General features: G+C 32.5%; 21 protein-coding genes, 14 tRNA genes, 2 rRNA genes and 3 pseudogenes. 4 read left to right on the top strand and 36 right to left on the bottom strand.

Annotated features, from left to right (window positions below; translation table 11 throughout):
- Positions 1-361: 361 nt before the first annotated feature.
- On the top strand, positions 362-1,024 hold the full coding sequence (locus MAQA_RS03820) for a HutD family protein (RefSeq protein WP_036071560.1): 663 nt from the start codon (positions 362-364) through the stop codon (positions 1,022-1,024).
- Positions 1,025-1,350: 326 nt separating this feature from the next.
- On the opposite strand, the gene MAQA_RS03815 is transcribed toward MAQA_RS03820, so the two are convergent.
- The 16 genes and pseudogenes from MAQA_RS03815 to MAQA_RS03745 all read right to left on the bottom strand — a co-directional run bounded on the left by MAQA_RS03815 (position 1,351) and on the right by MAQA_RS03745 (position 12,932).
- Positions 1,351-2,319: a site-specific integrase gene (locus MAQA_RS03815; protein WP_206537524.1), complete on the bottom strand. Its 969-nt coding sequence runs from the start codon at positions 2,317-2,319 to the stop codon at positions 1,351-1,353.
- A gap of 239 nt (positions 2,320-2,558) precedes the next feature.
- On the bottom strand, positions 2,559-2,912 hold the full coding sequence (locus tag MAQA_RS03810; protein WP_206537523.1) for a DUF771 domain-containing protein: 354 nt from the start codon (positions 2,910-2,912) through the stop codon (positions 2,559-2,561).
- A 404-nt stretch (positions 2,913-3,316) separates the two neighbouring features.
- Positions 3,317-3,508, bottom strand: a complete 192-nt coding sequence (locus MAQA_RS03805) for a helix-turn-helix domain-containing protein (RefSeq protein ID WP_036071557.1) — start codon at positions 3,506-3,508, stop codon at positions 3,317-3,319.
- A gap of 85 nt (positions 3,509-3,593) precedes the next feature.
- Positions 3,594-3,980: a sigma-70 family RNA polymerase sigma factor gene (locus tag MAQA_RS03800; protein WP_036071554.1), complete on the bottom strand. Its 387-nt coding sequence runs from the start codon at positions 3,978-3,980 to the stop codon at positions 3,594-3,596.
- A 49-nt stretch (positions 3,981-4,029) separates the two neighbouring features.
- A complete protein-coding gene (locus tag MAQA_RS03795) occupies positions 4,030-4,485 on the bottom strand; it encodes a hypothetical protein (protein ID WP_036071552.1) in 456 nt (151 codons plus the stop codon).
- 958 nt (positions 4,486-5,443) lie between these two features.
- On the bottom strand, positions 5,444-6,109 hold the full coding sequence (locus MAQA_RS03790; protein ID WP_036071550.1) for an alpha/beta fold hydrolase: 666 nt from the start codon (positions 6,107-6,109) through the stop codon (positions 5,444-5,446).
- Positions 6,090-6,554 carry an SRPBCC family protein gene (locus MAQA_RS13535; protein ID WP_052008449.1) on the bottom strand — a complete coding sequence of 155 codons (465 nt, stop codon included), beginning with the start codon at positions 6,552-6,554 and terminating at the stop codon, positions 6,090-6,092. The genes MAQA_RS03790 and MAQA_RS13535 overlap by 20 nt, the downstream gene beginning before the upstream one ends.
- Positions 6,555-6,737: 183 nt before the next feature.
- Positions 6,738-7,281 (bottom strand): annotated as a pseudogene (locus tag MAQA_RS14850) (cyclase family protein).
- An 87-nt stretch (positions 7,282-7,368) separates the two neighbouring features.
- Positions 7,369-7,713, bottom strand: a complete 345-nt coding sequence (locus MAQA_RS03775) for a cupin domain-containing protein (RefSeq protein ID WP_036071548.1) — start codon at positions 7,711-7,713, stop codon at positions 7,369-7,371.
- A gap of 150 nt (positions 7,714-7,863) precedes the next feature.
- Positions 7,864-9,234 (bottom strand): AMP-binding protein, encoded by a 1,371-nt coding sequence (locus MAQA_RS03770; protein WP_036071545.1) that lies wholly within the window; start codon positions 9,232-9,234, stop codon positions 7,864-7,866.
- Positions 9,235-9,239: 5 nt separating this feature from the next.
- Positions 9,240-9,788: pseudogene (locus tag MAQA_RS03765) on the bottom strand (class I SAM-dependent methyltransferase); the annotation flags it as partial.
- A 141-nt stretch (positions 9,789-9,929) separates the two neighbouring features.
- Complete coding sequence (locus MAQA_RS03760; RefSeq protein WP_036071542.1) at positions 9,930-10,166, bottom strand: phosphopantetheine-binding protein; 237 nt, start codon at positions 10,164-10,166, stop codon at positions 9,930-9,932.
- Positions 10,167-10,181: 15 nt separating this feature from the next.
- Entirely contained in the window at positions 10,182-11,066 is an 885-nt protein-coding gene (locus tag MAQA_RS16020) for a beta-ketoacyl synthase N-terminal-like domain-containing protein (protein ID WP_277619934.1), read from the bottom strand.
- A gap of 37 nt (positions 11,067-11,103) precedes the next feature.
- On the bottom strand, positions 11,104-11,319 hold the full coding sequence (locus MAQA_RS16015; protein WP_052008447.1) for a beta-ketoacyl synthase N-terminal-like domain-containing protein: 216 nt from the start codon (positions 11,317-11,319) through the stop codon (positions 11,104-11,106).
- Complete coding sequence (locus MAQA_RS03750) at positions 11,312-12,571, bottom strand: beta-ketoacyl-[acyl-carrier-protein] synthase family protein (protein WP_036071539.1); 1,260 nt, start codon at positions 12,569-12,571, stop codon at positions 11,312-11,314. The genes MAQA_RS16015 and MAQA_RS03750 overlap by 8 nt, the downstream gene beginning before the upstream one ends.
- A 19-nt stretch (positions 12,572-12,590) precedes the next feature.
- On the bottom strand, positions 12,591-12,932 hold the full coding sequence (locus MAQA_RS03745; RefSeq protein WP_036071536.1) for a hypothetical protein: 342 nt from the start codon (positions 12,930-12,932) through the stop codon (positions 12,591-12,593).
- A 270-nt stretch (positions 12,933-13,202) separates the two neighbouring features.
- Here MAQA_RS03745 and MAQA_RS16560 point away from each other — a divergent pair, with 270 nt between their 5' ends.
- Together MAQA_RS16560 and MAQA_RS03735 are read left to right on the top strand one after the other, a co-directional pair.
- Positions 13,203-13,562, top strand: a complete 360-nt coding sequence (locus MAQA_RS16560; RefSeq protein ID WP_420911925.1) for a helix-turn-helix domain-containing protein — start codon at positions 13,203-13,205, stop codon at positions 13,560-13,562.
- A complete protein-coding gene (locus MAQA_RS03735) occupies positions 13,546-14,010 on the top strand; it encodes an Rgg family transcriptional regulator (RefSeq protein ID WP_036071532.1) in 465 nt (154 codons plus the stop codon). Before MAQA_RS16560 ends, MAQA_RS03735 begins: the two co-directional genes overlap by 17 nt.
- Before the next feature lie 57 nt (positions 14,011-14,067).
- Here the strand turns inward: MAQA_RS03735 and MAQA_RS14095 are convergent.
- The 4 genes and pseudogenes from MAQA_RS14095 to MAQA_RS03720 all read right to left on the bottom strand — a co-directional run.
- A pseudogene (locus tag MAQA_RS14095) lies at positions 14,068-14,402 on the bottom strand (transposase); the annotation flags it as partial.
- Positions 14,403-14,666: 264 nt separating this feature from the next.
- Positions 14,667-14,864 carry a DUF2992 family protein gene (locus MAQA_RS16555; protein WP_420911924.1) on the bottom strand — a complete coding sequence of 66 codons (198 nt, stop codon included), beginning with the start codon at positions 14,862-14,864 and terminating at the stop codon, positions 14,667-14,669.
- Complete coding sequence (locus tag MAQA_RS13520) at positions 14,800-15,030, bottom strand: DUF2992 family protein (RefSeq protein WP_052008446.1); 231 nt, start codon at positions 15,028-15,030, stop codon at positions 14,800-14,802. The genes MAQA_RS16555 and MAQA_RS13520 overlap by 65 nt, the downstream gene beginning before the upstream one ends.
- Positions 15,031-15,275: 245 nt before the next feature.
- Positions 15,276-15,614 carry a CHAP domain-containing protein gene (locus MAQA_RS03720; protein WP_036071531.1) on the bottom strand — a complete coding sequence of 113 codons (339 nt, stop codon included), beginning with the start codon at positions 15,612-15,614 and terminating at the stop codon, positions 15,276-15,278.
- Position 15,615: 1 nt separating this feature from the next.
- On the opposite strand from MAQA_RS03720, the gene MAQA_RS03715 reads away from it, so the two are divergent.
- Positions 15,616-15,828, top strand: coding sequence for a hypothetical protein (locus MAQA_RS03715; RefSeq protein WP_036071528.1), 213 nt, complete (start codon positions 15,616-15,618; stop codon positions 15,826-15,828).
- An 899-nt stretch (positions 15,829-16,727) separates the two neighbouring features.
- Here MAQA_RS03715 and MAQA_RS03705 read toward each other — a convergent pair.
- The 16 genes from MAQA_RS03705 to MAQA_RS03630 all read right to left on the bottom strand — a co-directional run.
- Positions 16,728-16,811: transfer RNA gene (locus tag MAQA_RS03705), tRNA-Leu, on the bottom strand.
- Between the two features lie 45 nt (positions 16,812-16,856).
- Positions 16,857-16,930: transfer RNA gene (locus tag MAQA_RS03700), tRNA-Cys, on the bottom strand.
- A 23-nt stretch (positions 16,931-16,953) separates the two neighbouring features.
- Positions 16,954-17,025: transfer RNA gene (locus MAQA_RS03695), tRNA-Gly, on the bottom strand.
- An 11-nt stretch (positions 17,026-17,036) separates the two neighbouring features.
- Positions 17,037-17,108 (bottom strand) — tRNA-Gln (locus MAQA_RS03690).
- A 19-nt stretch (positions 17,109-17,127) separates the two neighbouring features.
- Positions 17,128-17,203 (bottom strand) — tRNA-His (locus MAQA_RS03685).
- 22 nt (positions 17,204-17,225) lie between these two features.
- Positions 17,226-17,299: transfer RNA gene (locus MAQA_RS03680), tRNA-Trp, on the bottom strand.
- A gap of 11 nt (positions 17,300-17,310) precedes the next feature.
- Positions 17,311-17,394: transfer RNA gene (locus MAQA_RS03675), tRNA-Tyr, on the bottom strand.
- Between the two features lie 13 nt (positions 17,395-17,407).
- Positions 17,408-17,480: transfer RNA gene (locus tag MAQA_RS03670), tRNA-Phe, on the bottom strand.
- 3 nt (positions 17,481-17,483) lie between these two features.
- Positions 17,484-17,559 (bottom strand) — tRNA-Asp (locus MAQA_RS03665).
- Between the two features lie 4 nt (positions 17,560-17,563).
- Positions 17,564-17,637, bottom strand: a tRNA-Met gene (locus tag MAQA_RS03660).
- A gap of 9 nt (positions 17,638-17,646) precedes the next feature.
- Positions 17,647-17,722 (bottom strand) — tRNA-Val (locus tag MAQA_RS03655).
- Between the two features lie 52 nt (positions 17,723-17,774).
- Positions 17,775-17,846, bottom strand: a tRNA-Glu gene (locus MAQA_RS03650).
- A 32-nt stretch (positions 17,847-17,878) separates the two neighbouring features.
- Positions 17,879-17,965 (bottom strand) — tRNA-Ser (locus MAQA_RS03645).
- Between the two features lie 10 nt (positions 17,966-17,975).
- Positions 17,976-18,050, bottom strand: a tRNA-Asn gene (locus MAQA_RS03640).
- Between the two features lie 13 nt (positions 18,051-18,063).
- Positions 18,064-18,179 (bottom strand): 5S ribosomal RNA (gene rrf / locus MAQA_RS03635).
- Positions 18,180-18,256: 77 nt separating this feature from the next.
- A 23S ribosomal RNA gene (locus MAQA_RS03630) occupies positions 18,257-18,402 on the bottom strand; the annotation flags it as partial.

Here is an 18,402-nt window from a genome sequence, read left to right as displayed (position 1 = left end):
TCCGCTTTCCCATTCCAAGCCTTCCCTTTATCTTCCCACTTCACTCCTTTCCTTTTCATAGAACAAGAAACCGCGGCATTATAATTAAGCGCTTTCTTTTTATCGGTTAAACCATTGGAAACACTGACTTCTAACGATATATTCCAAAAAAACCGAAAAAAGTTTCACAGTTAAAACCCTTTCATTCTTTACCAAGATAAAGAATATTTTTCATTTTGAGAAACCGCTTACATTACGCCCTAACTATATCCGATTGTGAACCATTTGTCAATACAAATTCTTTACATATTCGTGAAGTTGTCAATAAGACTCATTTTGTGTATGATTAATTACATAACCAATTACTAGGGGGAAATAAGCTTTGTACATCATACTTGACCAAAAAGACTATAAAACGATCGAATGGAACGGCGGTGATTCCATTGAAATTCTAATTTTCCCTTATGACCGTTCATTCCAAAACAAAGACTTCGATTTGCGCATTTCGCGCACTAAATTATATCAAAAAGAATCACGTTTCACAGACCTTCCCGGTTACACACGGGACCTAATCAGCTTACATGGCCATGTCACTTTATACCACCAAGAAAATTCGACCGAGCGCATCGTTAAAATGGCCCCATTCAAACTTGACCACTTTGACGGTAGCGCCAAAACGACCAGCCTAGGTTCCGGTGAAGATTTCAATTTCATCTACCGTGATGGATTAGCGACAAAAATCGAAATTCTCCATCAAAACCAAACAAAGAATTTCTTAATTGAGCCTTATTCTTTCCAGTTAATCCATGCTATTTCCGACCTAATTGAAATTCAAATTGAACCAGAAAATGAGTATCTCCGTGACGAGCTCGTATTAAAAAAGGGAGATAGCCTTCTTGTTTTCAATGAAACCGCCAAATTCACCTTTCGAAACGCATCCATTTCATTCAATAGCGAGTTAGCCATTTTATGCACCTTCGATACCTTGCATAATCGTGAATACTATCAAAATTTCGTTGATAGCCTTTTACGTGACCATCCTTAAAAGATTTAATCTTTTAAAACCCCTCCGCCTACAAACCGAGCAAACATCCCTTAAAATTTTTTAGATTATTTATTGGATAAGTGTTATTTTAAGACAATGTAAAGGCAAAGTTAATTAAATCCATGATTCATATCAAAAAATCCCCATTAATACTATATAAGTATTAATGGGGATCACGATACCGGCGGCCAGAGCCACATGATAAAAAATACCATTAAATAGTTTTCAAATCTCTTTTATTTAGCGGTTTTCATAAAATACCTTTAAAAACATTTCAATTACCCGCACCATTTTCGCACCCGCTTTTTTCATGATTAAATAACGATTTAAAAAAGGGAGTTCATTAAGCCTCGAGTTTTAGACCTAGTTCTTGCATCGTATTCTTGAAAAACATGATAGTATGTTTTTCTAATTTCCTCTGGCATATCACCAACAATTAATGCCACTTCTTCTACAGCATACCCTTGATAAATTAAGAAAGAAACAAATGTATGTCGGCAACAGTGCATAGAAAATTTTGGCTTATCTGTTATGCCACACTCAACCAGAATTTTCTTAATCTCAATATTGGCTTTTCGGTTATTACATATCCCCTCTTGCCAATCAAAGAAAACTTGTTTACGAGGATTTGGAATATTCCTAGCTTGGCATCTTTTTGATTGATACTGCCATAACTCTCTAACAAGCTCGGCTAAATTCTGTGACATTTCTACTTTTCGATAACTATTGGCATTTTTACAAGGAAGCCAATCAGTCGAATTTGAAGGAGGTTCAATGTAGTCATAGGTCTTGTTGATGTCTATAAAACCCTGCTCAAAATTCAGATCATCGATGGTAAGTCCAACAATTTCAGAAAATCGGCATCCTGTTAATAAAGCAAAAATTATTGCGTAGTAGATAGAGGAGTCTTTATCTCTATGTTGAACTACATACTGCACAACCTTTTTATACTGAGCATCATCAATATATTTTTGATAGACTGGTTTCTCCTTTGTCTTATCCCCTAGTCCCCTTAAAGAGCTTCCAGAAGTGAACTCAACAGAGATATGTCCTAGGGCAAAAGCTTGTTTTACACATGCTCTCATATGAGTATGGAATTTTTCAAGTGTAGCTGGTGCATAATCTTTTGAGAACCTATTTAATAAATCCACATACCTATCATTAGTTAAATCAGATAGTGAGAGTTCTCCAAGATAGTTTTTTAATGTATCTCTTGCTATCTTGATAATGTCCTTGAGTCTTTCTTGAGCTAGATTCCTTTTTATATTTCTGAAAAAACCATTCAAAGTATTCATAAAAGGGGACTTCAAAAGCCATTTGTCCATCTTTTGAAGCAATTGATTGTGCATACTCTACAGCTTTCACGGCTTCAAACTTAGTTGAAAAGCTGCCTAATGCTTTATTTTCATATCCTCCAGTTTCTCTTTTTACACTTATAAAGGCACGCCATTTTGTCCCACGCTTGCTAACACCCATTCAAACATCATCTCTTTCCAGATGAGTGTTTAAACAGCTATATATATGGTCAATATTATTATACCTCATTTTTTCCAACATAAGTAAAAATTTCTGGAAAATTCTCTTCAATAAACGTTAATAATTTGCTTTCTAGTATATAATATTTTCCTGAACTACCACCTTTGGGATATGCAACACATCCATTAGGGTTCTCTTTAATATCTAACATCTTTTTGAATTTTGGATTTAAAAGAATTAGCTCATTAAACATGGGTCTACTAAGGCAAGTGTGCTTCTTTCTAAAATCCTCTACAGAAACGCAGTTTCCTTTAAAACCTAATCCTTTTAAAGCTTTATATTCATCTTTTTGAATTAGAACAAAATTTTCAGGCAATGTGATATGTGCCTGATACTCAATGATCTGTTCCAAATTTATCACCTCTAATTTTTAAACTATCCATACTCACTTTACTTAGTTAACTATTTCATTTTTTAACCACTTTTAAATCGCTTTAGGTAAAGCACATAGGAATTTCACCTCTCCCCAGTTCACGGCGAGCCTTACGGAAGTATCATTATTTACTGTCATTGTCATGGCGACTTGAATTCCTATTTCAAGTTTAGTGTTAAACATGTATCGCTACGTTTTAGATTATGGCGTGTTTACACTTAGCTCGAATGACAGGGAACGTAATTCAAAAATGGGCTATTCAATTTTCAAAGAGCTTTTATTTGCTTACACTATTAACAATAAATAACTCGTGGAAAAAGACACACATTTTCTCAAAAAAAATTAAAAAAAGAGAAGCTTTTGTAACTTCTCTCTCTTAATCACTATTTTCTTATTTCAAATTTAGAGATTGAAATAAGAAATGCAACAGCACATTCTTGAAAACAATCTTCATCATAATTTCCCGTTTTCCATGCCATTTTATGCATCAATGGGCTAAAACGAGTTATTAGTCTTTCGATTGCTTGTTGGTTATTTAACTTTGCTAGTAAAAATATTTCCTTTAGGTTTTCCATTTCGTTTCTCCCTTCTAACATCACCATCTACTACGGCAGAAAGGATGGAGGGGAACGAATTAGGTGAATACAACTATCTTTTAATTTATAATTGACTATAAAGCCTTTTGTATAAACGATGTTTCAAATTCGTAACACCTTGTCTGGAAATTCCTAATACTTCGCCAATTTCTCGATCAGTTTTATCAAATATAAACTTTTCAATCAAAAAATATTGTTCAGATTCAGAAAGTTTTTCCATAGCTTGTAAAAGGGCATTATTTTCAATGATTAACGGGATTCCAAGGATAGTGATATCGGCAATAGTAAGTTCGTTTACAAACAAAGAATTTTCTAAATTAAGAGATTCTTCAGATAGTTCCTTTTCGATTAATGTGAATTTCTTTTTATAATACTGTGCTGCTGCATTAGTGATGACAGTTTGAAAATATTTTGTCAATTGAGCATTAATCCGATCATCTGTAGTATTCATTATTATCACTTCTTCCAAAATTTTTAAGAAGAGATACCAATAGATAATTTTATGAATGTAATCTATATTGCCAATAACCTCTATACGCTCGCTCTACATTTACTTTGGAATCATCATTCATTCTCCGCAAAATATTATGTGTCAAATTTTCATAAGAAAGATTAGATGGCTGCTTTTCATTCAACAAAGTAAATATTTCTTTACCAGAAAGTGGACGTCCTGCTTCTTTTAATATAGACGCTATTTTTAAACTGATATCAGAATAAGAAATGCTTCCATTCTTCATTTGGCCTCTTTCAGCCATATATTTTTGATATTCTATTTCGGAACTTAGCTTTTTGGTGTTGTCTTGAATTATCAACGATGATTTTATTTCCTTTGGCTGACTATCCAATTTCTCTAAACGCTCTTTTAGATCAAAATAGGACTGAGTGATTTTCCTCCTTTCTTCGATTAGTAAGGTCATCTGCTCATAGATTGCACTCTTTTCATCAAATTGGTCCATTGTTTCTCCTCCTTCATTCTTTAACAATAAAATTGGGATTAAAAAGGACACAGAAATACAAAAAATTTAGAATTAAAGATAGCTAGAACATAAGCGCTTACTCCAAAGTGTAGATTTTCCCTTCCATATCAACCTTTTCCTTTTTATAAACAATAAAAGACAAACTATTTTTCAGTCTAAATTCACTGAAAAGTAGTTTGCCTACAGTTTAACGTTGAGATAAGTCTCAAAATCTTTTTTATAGATATTGAAAGTGTTTGGTCAAAAATTTTTCTATTTCAAACAATAATGAGGATGATAAAAGCTCCATTTCGTTTTTCTATTTTAATGCTCTGCAAATATTAAATAGAGTATTGTCTACAATGAATGTATCTAAAAACACTTTTTGATAGTGAAATAATGGTCTATAATTTTCATTCAATATAATCTTTTTCTTTGAAAAATCGATTTCTATAGAATCAATACCAAATTTAAACCCAACTCCTAGCATTTTTTAAAAACGCTTCTTTAACACTCCAACTTAATATGAAACCAGAAGTAAGATTTATAAATCTATCAGAAATTATATTTTCACAATCAACACCAATCACTATATTAATTTTTTGTTATTCCCCCAAAAAACAATAAGTGTCACAATGAGATATACTAATTGATAAAGAAGTTCCAAGAATATATGGTTGGCCTGATTCTTTCTTTAAAATTACAACTTCATTCCAACTAGAAAAATCTGTAACTTCTTGACTAATATACTTTTTAATCATTAGATGCGAAATTATTGTTTGTATACGTTTCTTTTTTTCTTTTTTATCTTGTTTATTTCTTCTTTTTCTTCAACTGAAAAAAAACGCAAGTACCTTTCAATATTATTATCAAAATACGAATAGTTCATCTTTGAGATTCCCAAAATAGGTAAATTTCCTTCTGATGTAAAATTAACCTTCATATTTAGATTCCCCACTTATTTTATAGTATTAAAAATTAAGTTTGCTTGTTCAACAATCATTTTTCTGCATTCAAGTAAAGAATTATGGTTCGCATTTTCTACAGTTATCAATTTAGATCCATTTATACTATCATGCATCTTTTTTCCAACCCTAACAGAAACTACAGTATCATTTTTACCTTGAATAATAATTACCTTTGTATTTATCAATCCTAAATAAGATGTAAAATCATTGTCCTTCACTAATTTAAGATCAGATTCAATACTCCAATGTTCATGATTACTATCAATATTTAGTTTATCTGTTCTAAACCTATAAAAAGAATTTAAAAGAATTAGACCATTGATAGTATATCTACTGTTCAAGACTTGGTTGATTGCTATAAATCCTCCTAAAGAATGGCCTATAAGAACAATTTTTTGATCTTTTTTTATATAAGTCTTCACTAAATAATCTATTAGCGAAACATAAAAAGATAAATCAAACTTCATTGAATTATCTTTTTCATAATTTTGATACCCAGGTCGATTAAATATGATAAAGTTTTTTCGCTTAATCTTGAAGTATTTTCTCCAATTACTCCAAGAGTCTTTGTTATTGTTTAGCCCATGTAAAAAAATGTACACTGGTGACACACTATCAATTAGAACTACATCTAAATCACTTTCTGATAATATCATTTTTCCACTTGTCCTCTAAGATATTCTTTATTCGTTTCATTTCTTTTCTAGTATTTTTGTTTAAAAAGCTTTCCATTCGATAAACTTCATGTTCAGCAAAAGACTCATCCAGATTGAAAATTTGAATCCAACACATTGTACATCCTATTTCACTAGGTAGTTTTTCATAAAACCAATAAATATCCATTTTGGAAAAAGGGAACATACTAGTCATTCGTTTTCCTCTAACTTTCATCTTACTTCTATTTGTTATTCGTTTAGAAGTCCACTCATTTCCATTTTTGTGTCGTAAAGTAAAAGTTACTTCATTCTCAGTTTTTAATAAAACTTTTACTGTTTCATATTCATCAAATAACTCCGACCAGTTTAACACATCATTAGTATATTCAAATATTTTTTCACAATCTCCCAAAATTGTAATTTGATTTTCTACATACCCTTTCACGATACTAACCCCCTCTCAAACTCAATTTTAGTCATTTATTATCCCACAATAGCTACAGCTCTAACCCAAGAAGCATCTGCATCATCTAAATTTATTGGAAAACAACTAATCTTAAAATTCTGATTTAAATTTAACAAAACTCTTAAATTGCAGAGTCGTTCTATTTGAATGTATTCTTTTTCTCTACCATAAAAATGAGAAGGCCATAAAACATCTAATTTTTTTTGTTTCATTATAATCATTGACCATTTTTGAAATAGATCTATCAAATCCATAGGAATCAATACCTATTACCTTTATATTAAAATCTAATAGAAAGTGTATCGCTTCTTTGGATAATCCAATAGAGTTAGAAAAATATTCTTCTGTTCCCCAATATTTATCCATTCCTGTATAGATAAGAACTATATCCATAGGGTTTATTTCGATTTGTTGAGATATAACAGCCTTTTCAATTATAGCTTTTTCAATTAATTCTCCTTTAGAAATAAACGAAAGATCAATCACTTTCCCGCATCCAAAAAACCATTCTAAAGGCAATTCATGAATTTTTTTTTTGTAGTTGTTTATCAAATCTGCTTCCGTAATGAAATGGAGCATCTATATGAGTTCCAGTATGCGTAGACAACTCGAATGTATCTAAAGACAAATATTCTTGATTGGGAAAAACATCAAGTGGTAATCCTGTGCGACTAGCAATTCGTTTCGCACCATTTTGATGTGTCACTCTACTTTTTTTTTAGTTTTAACGGTTCCGAAGGATTATTGTTTACTAACAAACTCAAATCGATTATCTTCATTAATGCCTTCTCCTCTAAATATTTCTATGCCCTAGATGTCCTTCCGGTGCTACAGGAGCCATAACCAAAAGAGCTTTTAGAGGCTTTTCTCCCTCATTATTGATTGTATGAGGTACTCCCATAGGCACTGCTGCAATGTCACCTTTAGTTAAAGTTTGAATTTCATTTTCGATTACCAAGTCTCCTTCACCTTCAATAATATAGATATGTTCTTGGCTATAATCATGAACATGCACTGGAGCTTTAGTTTTAGGATTAATTGTACACAAAGTAACAAAAACTTCTGATTTTTCAAGAAATGACGGACTAATAAGAACCTCTAGCTCTCCATAATCTTTTTTCGTACGTCTATTTTCCATGATTTCTCCTCCTCTTTCTTATTTTATTAATAAATCTATATACTTGTAAATGTCTTAATTGGTTCTAATTTCTTCAATTCTAAGCGATTGATCTTCCCAGTTATTCCTTTAGGAATTTCATTTACAAGAACAATTTCTTGTGGTCTTAATCTAGCATTCAATTTTTTTTCGCAAAAATCTCTTGAAATTTGTAACATTAAAAGATAATGGATTACTTACCACTAGGTAATAAACTAAATAGTTCAAAGAGTTGTTTGATTGCAAATCAACAGCTGCTTCAATAATCTCTTCATAATTCAAAATCAAGAATTCAATATCAGAAGCTTTACACCACTCACCATTAATTTTAAATAAATCATTTGTTCTTCCCATATACCAGTAGTAACCATCTAAATCAATTTTAAACTTATCTCCAGTGTACATTCCTTTGTCCTGAATAGGAGTTTGACCTATATATCCTTTCATTATGGATGAGCCCTCAATATACAAATTTCCAATTCTATTAATAATAGGATTTTCCAGTTCATCCAATACAGAAGTTTGATATCCTGATATAGGAATCCCCACACTCCCCACCTTTTTACCCGTTTTATCGGTGTTAAGGAAAAAAATATATAAAAATTCGCTTGTTCCCATTCCTTCAAACAAAGGTACATCATATCTATCTTTCCATTTTTCAGAAACTATTGGAGGTAACGGTTCTCCACAACAAATACACAGTCTAAGTGATTCAAACAAAAGGTTATTTTTTGAAAATAAATCTAGTAAGGAAGAATATATGCTCGGAACGCCCACTAAAACAGTAGGCGAATTTTTGTTTGCCAATTTTTGTATATTTGAAATAATCTCAAATTCAGATATAATGAGCGTTGCTTTACAATACTGTGAGAGAATACAACTTGTTCCTACCCCTAGAGCAAACGGTATTTTTGACATTGAAAATATCGTATCTTCTTTTTGAAATCTACAATTTGTGTATTGGTAATTTTCACATATAGCTTTTATAGATTTTTGCGAATGGATCACACCTTTTGGTTTACCCGTACTTCCTGAAGTATAGAGAACAAATATGGGTTGAGTTTCTGTATTTTCAATTAATTTTACTTTTCGCCAACATATTTGTTTTTGTTCAAAATCGCTCCAGTAATAAATATTATTTGTAAAGTTAATCTCACTTTCTTTATCTTTCATAGTCTTATTTAGATACATTGCAGTACAGTTACTATTTTTGTATATATATTCTAAAATAGGTAACGAGGTTTTAATATTTATTAGTACCGGAATCACGCCAATCTGTATTGCTCCCCAAAAAGAAGATATTAAATCAATTGAATCGGTCATATATAATGCTATAAAACTACCTTTCTCAACACCATCCAAAATAAGTTTTAGAGAAAATTTATCAATCAAGTTCTCTAATTCACTATAAGTTATACTTTGATGATCTTGTATAATTGCTATTTTAGAATCAGTATTTTTATCTTTTTCGTTTTGAAAAATGTAATCCTTTATATTATTCATTACAATCACTCTCTTTTATACCAAATTGAAAACCAACCTAAAGGTTTATGTCTTGTTTCAGTAGAGAAAGACAAAACTCGTTCTAATTTCTCTAATACAAATTTATCATGGAAAGTATTTATCAAATCGTCACTTGTTAACAATCGGGGCTGCGGTGCAGTATATTTCATTTTGTCTGAAAAACCCCTAATTAGCAACATTCCTCCCGGTTTTAAAGCCTTATTTACTTGTTTTACATATATTTCTCTTTCATCATTTGATAAATGATGAAAACATCCTTGATCAGTGATAACATCATAATGATTTTCTAAAAGGTCAACTGTTAAAATATTTCCAACTTTCCAATGTACTTTTACTCCATATAAATCAGCTATTTTTGTTGCTGTTTGAATAGCTGATTCTGAAATATCCATTGCTGTAACATTCATACCTCTCACTGCTAAAAAAGTTGATTCTGAACCAATTCCACATCCAATTTCTAAAATTTTTGAAGAATTAGGAATCTTTTCATTAAAAACAAGATTTACCAATTCAGGATTTGCTGTTCCCGATACCCATTCGTGTTGAGATGGTTTCTTCTCATTGTAAGCGCTATTATAATATTTTTTTTATACGTTCATTCATGATTTTCTATTCTCCTAATTTTTGTATTTTCTGAAAAATAATTTTTCAGATTCCATAGTGCCTTTTTAGATTTATTTCACATTAGAATAAATCTCAGTAACAAGATCATATAAATTAAAACTATCTCTTCCTCCAAACTCGATCAAAACATTGTACTTTTTTTTGATTGATAAAGATAAATCTACTGTTTCAGTGGAATCCAACCCTAAGTCATTAATTAAATCAGCATCCTTTTTTAATTCTTCTGGTTCAATACCAAAATCTAAAAGTTCATCCGTGATAAATTCAATAATTTCTTCCTTATTCATTATTTAACTTCCTTTTTAATCTATTTTCTCAATAGCAATGCTTACGTTAATTCCCTCTTTAGATCTATTATTAATTAAAGCTCTCGTCTTTATGCTATTTTTATCTGCATTCTTTAAGTATAATATTGCAGCAATAACATCTGTTGATGCTTGAGCTCCATATAGATGTCCATAATATTTTTTAGGGAATTTTAAATTAGGTTGATGATTGTATTTTAAGTTCAAATTTGAAATAGCTTGATTTTCAACATTATCATTTTTAACAATTCCATTTGCTTCGGGTAATAATAGGTCTATATCTTTATACTCCAATTTTGATTGTACTAAGCAATTTTCCATATTTAATTCAAGAGAATCATCACCAAAGTTTGTAGATATATTTTTTATTTCAGCATATATTGGAGCATTCCTATCAAGTGCATGTTCATATTCTTCAAGTATTAAGACTGAGCTTCCTTCTCCTAATATTGTTCCGTCAGATTTACTACAGAATGGAAGAATTCCTTCTTTTTCGTCATTTTTATCTAAAAGTTCCCCTGCTTCGTAGTGACAAATACCTGATAGAAGAGTTAGCGGAGCTTCTGTGCCTCCACAAATTACTATATCATTATCACCTCTCTTAATTGAATTTATTGCTGAAAACATAGCTACACCGCCAGTGGCTTTGTCAGCCACGTAACTTTTACTTGTGCCATGAATTGAATTAGCTATTGAAATATACCCCTGAGCAGCAGCTGGAAACCAAGCCGTTGCTTGCCACGGATTTACAAAAGTAGGTCCAAATTTATATAATTCTTCAAAACCTCGTTCTGAAATATTCCATCCTCCAGAATTATTTCCAAAATATATACCAATTCTATCTGTTTCTAAAAATTGAAGATTTAAATGCGAATCTTCAATTGCACAAGATGTTGCAGCTAATGCAAATTGCGTAAACTTATCTGTTTTTTTTTATGAATCGCCGATTAATATAGTTTGTTGTATTAAAATTTCTCACTTCTCCAGCAAATTCAAAAGGGAAATTACTAGTATCAAAGTTTGTAATTTTTGAAATTGCAGACTTTTCTTTTAAAATACCAAACTCAAACTCTTCTATCGTATTACCTAAAGGGTTGATTATTCCTAAGCCTGTAACTACTATTTTTTTACTCATAATAATCTCCTTTATATTTACTTAAGACACATGCAGAATGTATTCCACCAAAACCACTAGCAGATGTTAAGACGGTATTTACATTTTCTTTTCTACATTTTTGCAAATAAAATAAATCACATTCAGGATCAGGGTATTCGTAGTTAATGTTAGGAGGCAAAATTCCAGATTCAAACACACCTATACTCGCTAAAGTGCCAACCAATCCAGCTACAGACAAAGGATGTCCTACCATAGATTTACTGGAACTAATAGGTATTGTTTTTGCATACTTGCCAAAAGCTGACTTAATAGCATCTGTTTCGCACTTATCATTTTGTTTAGTGGAACTACCATGAGCATTTATATAACCAAATTCTGAAATATTTTTCTTTGATTGTTTAATTGCTTGACTCATTGCTTTTTCTAAATATAGAGACTCTTTTAAATCAGTCATGTGGTATGCATTATTATAACTTGCAAATGAATCTACCTTACAATAAATATGCGCTCCTCTATTTACTGCATGATTTAATTCTTCTAAAACAAAAAATACGCTGCTTTCTCCTATAACAAAACCTGCTCTCTTCATATCAAATGGGCGCGAAGCTTTTGAAGGGTCATTTTTCCATTTAGAAAGCGCATTTATAACATCTAAAGTGGAGTATGTTAATGATGTTAAAGGTGCTTCAGCCCCACCTGTTAAAATTACTTTAGCTACACCCGATTTTATGAGATTATAACTTTCTCCTATAACATCTAAGCCTGCCGTACACCCCGTAGAAAGTGCATAGCAAATATTCTTCATTTTATATTTATGAGCCATGTAAGCCCCTGGAAAATTGAACATACCTGCATTATAAAATTCTTTCCCTACAGGTTTGTATGACAAATTTTCTGTTCCCTTATTAGTTAATACTTCATATATTTTTTGTATAGTTGGGGTTCCTCCTATTGCTGAACAACTAATAATTCCTATATCTTTCCTCTCTGTATTACCATCATTAATTTTTGAGTCCTTTAATGCTTGTTCAGCTGCATAAACAGCTAATTTTGTGAATCTTGATTCATTTCTTACTTCTTTAAAGCCTTCAATTAATGTATCCACATTTTCATGAATTTTTGAATTGACGCTTGAAGATATCTTCATTTTTTCCATTTCTTCATCAAACTCCACAAAAGAAATGCCTTTTTCTGTATTACTCCAGAATTCTTTTTTATCTTTTCCTCCTGGACTAATTACACCAATGCCTGTAATAACGACTTCGTTCATTTTACATAACCTCTCTTAATTATGTCTCTCCTCGTTGGTTTGTTTTTTGTATTAGAAACAGTGGATAGTTATAATCTATAATTTGCCCTTGCTTTACATATTTTTTTAATAAAATACCGTCTTCTTCCATCATTAAAATATAAACTATTCCCAATAAATTAATTTGGCACAGTGGAGTACGTGATGGATAAAATTTCCCTTCTTTGATATAATTAAGTACATATATTCTACCAACAATTTTTGAAATATAGATATTTGAATTGGGAATCCGAGTGATAAAATAATCTGCAATCAGTATATTTTCTTCGCATAATCTTTTTGGTATTTTTTTAACTAGATTACTATTAATAATAATTTTCACGCTTTCAAAAAATTTACTTTAAATAACTAATCCCAAGGGATTAGTTCCCAAGGAATTAAAAATAAATTTAGAACCATATGCTTTTTCCTCCTTCCGTAATATTATAAATAATGCATAGACTTAAGCTGCTTCGCATCCTGAATATTCAGAATATTTAAAAAATCATTACTTCAACTATTTAAAAGATAACTTAAATCAGAAAAATAATTGTCTAAATGTTAAATATTTAAACAAAAGGAGTGGATTTTATGCTTGCAGGTGAGTTAGTGAATAAGATTAGAAAGGAAAGAAAACTTACTCAAGAAAAAACTGTCATCCGGAATTTGTACACGACAAACGCTAGCCTCTTATGAAAATTTGACTGTAGATATCCCCTTTACCAAACTTTTAAAAATAATAGATAAATTGAATGTAACAATTGAAGAATTTACCTTGCAACTAAAACAAACTAACGATCAAAAACGCTTCATATGTGAACATATGATTAAAGACTTTTATAGCAATCAATATATTAAACAAAAAGACCTAACATGGCTATTAAGACTATATGACGAAACTTCTGATTTTTTTTTATTTAGCGAGCTATCTACAAATAAAATCAAGTTTAATCAAAGTGCAAAATTTAGATGATCAAGAATTTTTGAAAGATGAGAAGAATAACATTAATAAACTCATGAATCATTTGGATATAGTCGAAAGATGGGGAATTTTTGAACTTGCTATATTTACAAACTGTTTGTGGATTTTTCCAATACCATATATATTTGTAAATTCTGAAAAAGTTATTTCCCATCTTATAGATTTTTCAGAAATAAGGATATATGAAAGATCAGCATTCTCTTTTTTCTTTAATATAATTATTTTATTTATTGACAAAAATGATTTAAAAAGCGCAAAGTATTTTTTCGAAAAAATGGAAAATACTTTACATATAGACACACATCAACTTTATGAAAAATCATTTTCTGTATTTCTCAAAAATTGTATTACCCTAATGGAGAGTAATTTTGATGACAATGAATCATATAAATCATCATACAATATTATTAATTATTTTTTATTTTTTAGGATTCCATAAAAAAGCAAAAGAACTTTCTAATCTTTTAGAAAGTCTTAGAGGATAGTTGATTTGTTTTTCAACTAATTTTTTAATGTTAAGGAACGCAAAAGTAAACCAAATTTTTATGTGCATTTTTTCTTTACCAATTTAAATTAGTGTAATGTCACCCATGAAATTCTTTAGCCGTTTCTAATAATTGTTCAACTGTTTGTTTACGATTATTATATATTGCTTTTATTCCAAGGGAATGACGTATATACTCACAGCATTCCCTATCATCTTCCCGCAAATGTCGCTGAATTAGCTTTTTTCTCTTTTGATTCACTGCACTTGGCAATTAAGGAGCAACTTCCACAGTCAATAGGAGTACTTTTATATTCATGATATCTGTCTCTATTAGTTATTATATATTTTAAAACTATTTTACCAAGACAAAAAGACAAATTATCGAAATTAATCAATAATTTGTCCACAGTCCGGAACTTTCTAACCATAAATAACATAGTTACCGATAGTTATCGTTTTTTAATTTATTGAAAACTGTTTTCACCCACATCTAAAAATTATACAACTATTAAAACAATTATTATATAATATAGGTTTAGTGTCCCTTTTTCTTTTCCTTTTTTCTTTTCTTGTTTCAAATCAAATTTTTTTCTTTTTTTTGAAGTTCTTTATCTTGTCTGGCTTGCTTTTTTTCTAATTATTTTGGATTGTTCTCGCGATTCTTGCATAGATAATTGAGCTTTCGTCGATAGCACAGGTTTATTCTTCTCTTTATTTATTTTACGTTGCATTTTCTTTGGATTAACCCTTTTTTTCTTTATATTCAATGTTTGCTGTAGAATTTTTATGAAGCAAATTTTGGTCATTCTTATCCACAACATCTTGAAGCTTTAAATGAACAAATTCCTCTATTTCACTGTTTTTAGGCTCTGTTCCAAAAACGTACTTAGTCGCTCTATAATCACCACATAAACCTTCATATTCAACCAAACCACACCAATAAGTTCCATCAAAATAAACTGTTAATTTCATTAAAATTCCTCCCCTAAATAAACTAATAAGGAAAAGGACAACCCGAGGAGGGAAGGTTACTGACACTTAAGTTATGTTTATGGACTACCAACCATAATGTGTTTTTATCCCTTAATCATAATTTTATCTATTATTTTTCTGTCAAACATCTTAATTATAACCTCATTAACAGTATATTTCAAGATTTTCCTCACAATATTGCAAGGATATAGAGTATCAAAAAAATAAATTTCTTCTGTTTATTTTTATATTGGGATATACCCCATGATATAGGGACTATCTTTTTTATACATTCGTCTGGCGATCCTATCTCCAGAATTTCCCTCAATTGTGTAAACAACTTCATTTTCTACTTTCTCCACAATTCCTACGTGATCACTCACACTATCACCATCCCAATCAAAGAAAATGATATTGCCCGATTGTGGATTGCTGCTGCGGACTTGCCATTGATTTTTTGCTTTAAAGTTGCTAATACCCGTTGGACAGTAGGCAAATCGTTCCATTTGAACATTGGCTTTATTGGCACAACAGCAAAATCTAGAAACCCATAACGGACTATCAAAAATAGAAGTACAACTCAAGTTGCTATATTCTCCAAATGATCAAAAAGTGCTAGGGTTCCAAATTATGGCCAATGGGGCAATCCATGAACTAATTAATATTGCAGCTATTGCGTTACAAAAAGAAATGACTTTATCAGAACTAGCACTTGTCGACTTTTACATGCTTCCCGGTATTAATTTCCTCCCGCATATTATTAATGAAGCAGCATTTAAGGCACTGCGTGCTGAATAAATTTTTTTACCATTAAGCTAGTATCCCTAGTAATTTTTTATTTACTTGAATAATAAAAAGTCGAAGAGAGACCTTGGCACTGATCCCATAAAGTAAGATTCAAATAAAAAACCTCTTGTTGAATTCATTAATCAATTAAAATGAATAAATATGGAGTTTTTTAATATTAAACGAGTAGCGTACTTTGGAGACAAAAAGAAAAGTACTGGAAATGAGAGCCGCGGGGAAAACGAATCAAGAAATCATGTTGGAATTCAATATCAAAAATGGGAGTCAAGTCAAAACTTGGCGGCGATGGTATCAAAACGGAGAAACCTACTAGATTCATGGACAGCTAGGAAATAGTATATCTATGGTTATCGAGAGATCATTGCAGAAATCAATAGAAATCGGACAAACAAGATTAATCACAAAAAAAGGACAGCGAATCATGCAGAAGTATCAATTACACTGTCGAGTAAAAGAAAAGAAAAAAAGATCAGGAAATGTATTTTATCGAACAAGTGAATATATTAAATCAAAAATTTCGAGCAACCAAGCCTTTTTCTTTTAATAAAGAAGGAAGCTATATATATCCTACCAGCATAAAAACATGGTTACGCTCCATCTATTGGTCGTTACTCCAAACTGAAAAATAAGCACTCACAGCTTTAAACACACGCGTGCGTCTTTACTTTTTTGAGGCTGGAGCATCGTTTAAAGACGTACACGCCCGATTAGATCATGCTGACATTCATACTATCGCAAACATTTATACACATGTAACTGCTGAAAAAAAGAAACAACAGCTACCCTTTTATCTGATTTTATAGCTAAATGGTAGTCAGTTTTTAAATAAACAATAAAAAGCCCCAATACTTTAAAAAGAGAAACCTCTTAAAGTGTTGGGGTTACTTCGATACCGGCGGCCGGGGTCGAACCGGCACGACCTTGCGGTCACTGGATTTTGAGTCCAGCGCGTCTGCCAATTCCGCCACGCCGGCATATCACAAATATTATAAACTTTTTCTTAACTCAAATCAAGCAAATGGAGGCGCCAACCGGATTTGAACCGGTGATGAAGGTTTTGCAGACCTCTGCCTTACCACTTGGCTATGGCGCCATATAAATTTTAAGTAAAGAAAAAGCGGAAGACGGGGTTCGAACCCGCGACCCCCACCTTGGCAAGGTGATGTTCTACCACTGAACTACTTCCGCAATTTTAAAGACTGGGCCAGCTGGATTCGAACCAACGCATGATGGAGTCAAAGTCCATTGCCTTACCGCTTGGCTATGGCCCAATAATATTAAAATTAACAATGGGGCGGCTGATGGGAATCGAACCCACGAATGTCGGAACCACAATCCGATGCGTTAACCACTTCGCCACAGCCGCCACTATTCAATTAAATTTATCATGGCAGGGGCAGTAGGAATCGAACCCACACTGGAGGTTTTGGAGACCTCTGTTCTACCGTTAAACTATGCCCCTAGAATAAAAAATGGTGGAGGGAAGTGGATTCGAACCACTGAACCCGAAGGAGCGGATTTACAGTCCGCCGCGTTTAGCCACTTCGCTATCCCTCCGTATAAATAAAAATGGCTTGGGACAGAATCGAACTGCCGACACCTTGAGCTTCAATCAAGTGCTCTACCAACTGAGCTACCAAGCCAAATGGCGGTTCCGACGGGATTTGAACCCGCGATCTCCTGCGTGACAGGCAGGCATGTTAACCCCTACACCACGGAACCACAATTGCGGGGACAGGATTTGAACCTGCGACCTTCGGGTTATGAGCCCGACGAGCTACCAGACTGCTCCACCCCGCGACAATAATATGGTGGAGGTTAACGGGATCGAACCGCTGACCCTCTGCTTGTAAGGCAGATGCTCTCCCAGCTGAGCTAAACCTCCATAAATAATATTTTACCGTAAACTAAATAAATTGTCCAAAAAGAATAAAAAGTGACCCGTACGGGATTCGAACCCGTGTTACCGCCGTGAAAGGGCGGTGTCTTAACCGCTTGACCAACGGGCCATATCAAAAATTGATAAACACTATCTTGGAAACGGAGAGCAAGGGATTCGAACCCTTGAGACGGTTGCCCGCCTACACGGTTTCCAACCGTGCTCCTTCGGCCTCTCGGACAGCTCTCCAAGAAAGATATGGCTCCACAGGTAGGACTCGAACCTACGACCGATCGGTTAACAGCCGATTGCTCTACCACTGAGCTACTGTGGAAAAATAATATCTTGCCCGGCGGCGACCTACTCTCACAGGGGGAAGCCCCCAACTACCATCGGCGCGGAGAAGCTTAACTACCGTGTTCGGGATGGGAACGGGTGTGACCTTCTCGCCATAGCCACCAGACAAGGAATATGAAAGAACGTCGTTCTCTCAAAACTAGAGAAGAAAAGCGTGTGAACCAGAATCTGAAAGTTCTTTTTAAGGTTAAGTCCTCGATCGATTAGTATTTGTCCGCTCCATATGTCGCCATACTTCCACTCCAAACCTATCTACCTGATCATCTTTCAGGGATCTTACTTTCTTAAAGAAATGGGAAATCTCATCTTGAGGGGGGGCTTCACGCTTA

This window comes from Listeria aquatica FSL S10-1188 (assembly GCF_000525795.1).
Lineage (GTDB): Bacteria > Bacillota > Bacilli > Lactobacillales > Listeriaceae > Listeria > Listeria aquatica.
This window is presented reverse-complemented; position numbering and strand designations above follow the sequence as displayed.

Coding starts and splice junctions, on each gene's coding strand:
- MAQA_RS03750 (WP_036071539.1), bottom strand. CDS start 12,571: ATGAACGAAGTCGTTATTACAGGCATTGGTGTAATTAGTCCAGGAGGA.
- MAQA_RS03795 (WP_036071552.1), bottom strand. CDS start 4,485: ATGGACCAATTTGATGAAAAGAGTGCAATCTATGAGCAGATGACCTTA.
- MAQA_RS16015 (WP_052008447.1), bottom strand. CDS start 11,319: ATGAGTAAAAAAATAGTAGTTACAGGCTTAGGAATAATCAACCCTTTA.
- MAQA_RS03760 (WP_036071542.1), bottom strand. CDS start 10,166: ATGAATAAGGAAGAAATTATTGAATTTATCACGGATGAACTTTTAGAT.
- MAQA_RS03790 (WP_036071550.1), bottom strand. CDS start 6,109: ATGATATTATCAGAAAGTGATTTAGATGTAGTTCTAATTGATAGTGTG.
- MAQA_RS03805 (WP_036071557.1), bottom strand. CDS start 3,508: ATGGAAAACCTAAAGGAAATATTTTTACTAGCAAAGTTAAATAACCAA.
- MAQA_RS03775 (WP_036071548.1), bottom strand. CDS start 7,713: ATGGAAAATAGACGTACGAAAAAAGATTATGGAGAGCTAGAGGTTCTT.
- MAQA_RS13520 (WP_052008446.1), bottom strand. CDS start 15,030: ATGAAATTAACAGTTTATTTTGATGGAACTTATTGGTGTGGTTTGGTT.
- MAQA_RS03770 (WP_036071545.1), bottom strand. CDS start 9,234: ATGAATAATATAAAGGATTACATTTTTCAAAACGAAAAAGATAAAAAT.
- MAQA_RS16555 (WP_420911924.1), bottom strand. CDS start 14,864: ATGACCAAAATTTGCTTCATAAAAATTCTACAGCAAACATTGAATATA.
- MAQA_RS03800 (WP_036071554.1), bottom strand. CDS start 3,980: ATGAATACTACAGATGATCGGATTAATGCTCAATTGACAAAATATTTT.
- MAQA_RS03815 (WP_206537524.1), bottom strand. CDS start 2,319: ATGAATACTTTGAATGGTTTTTTCAGAAATATAAAAAGGAATCTAGCT.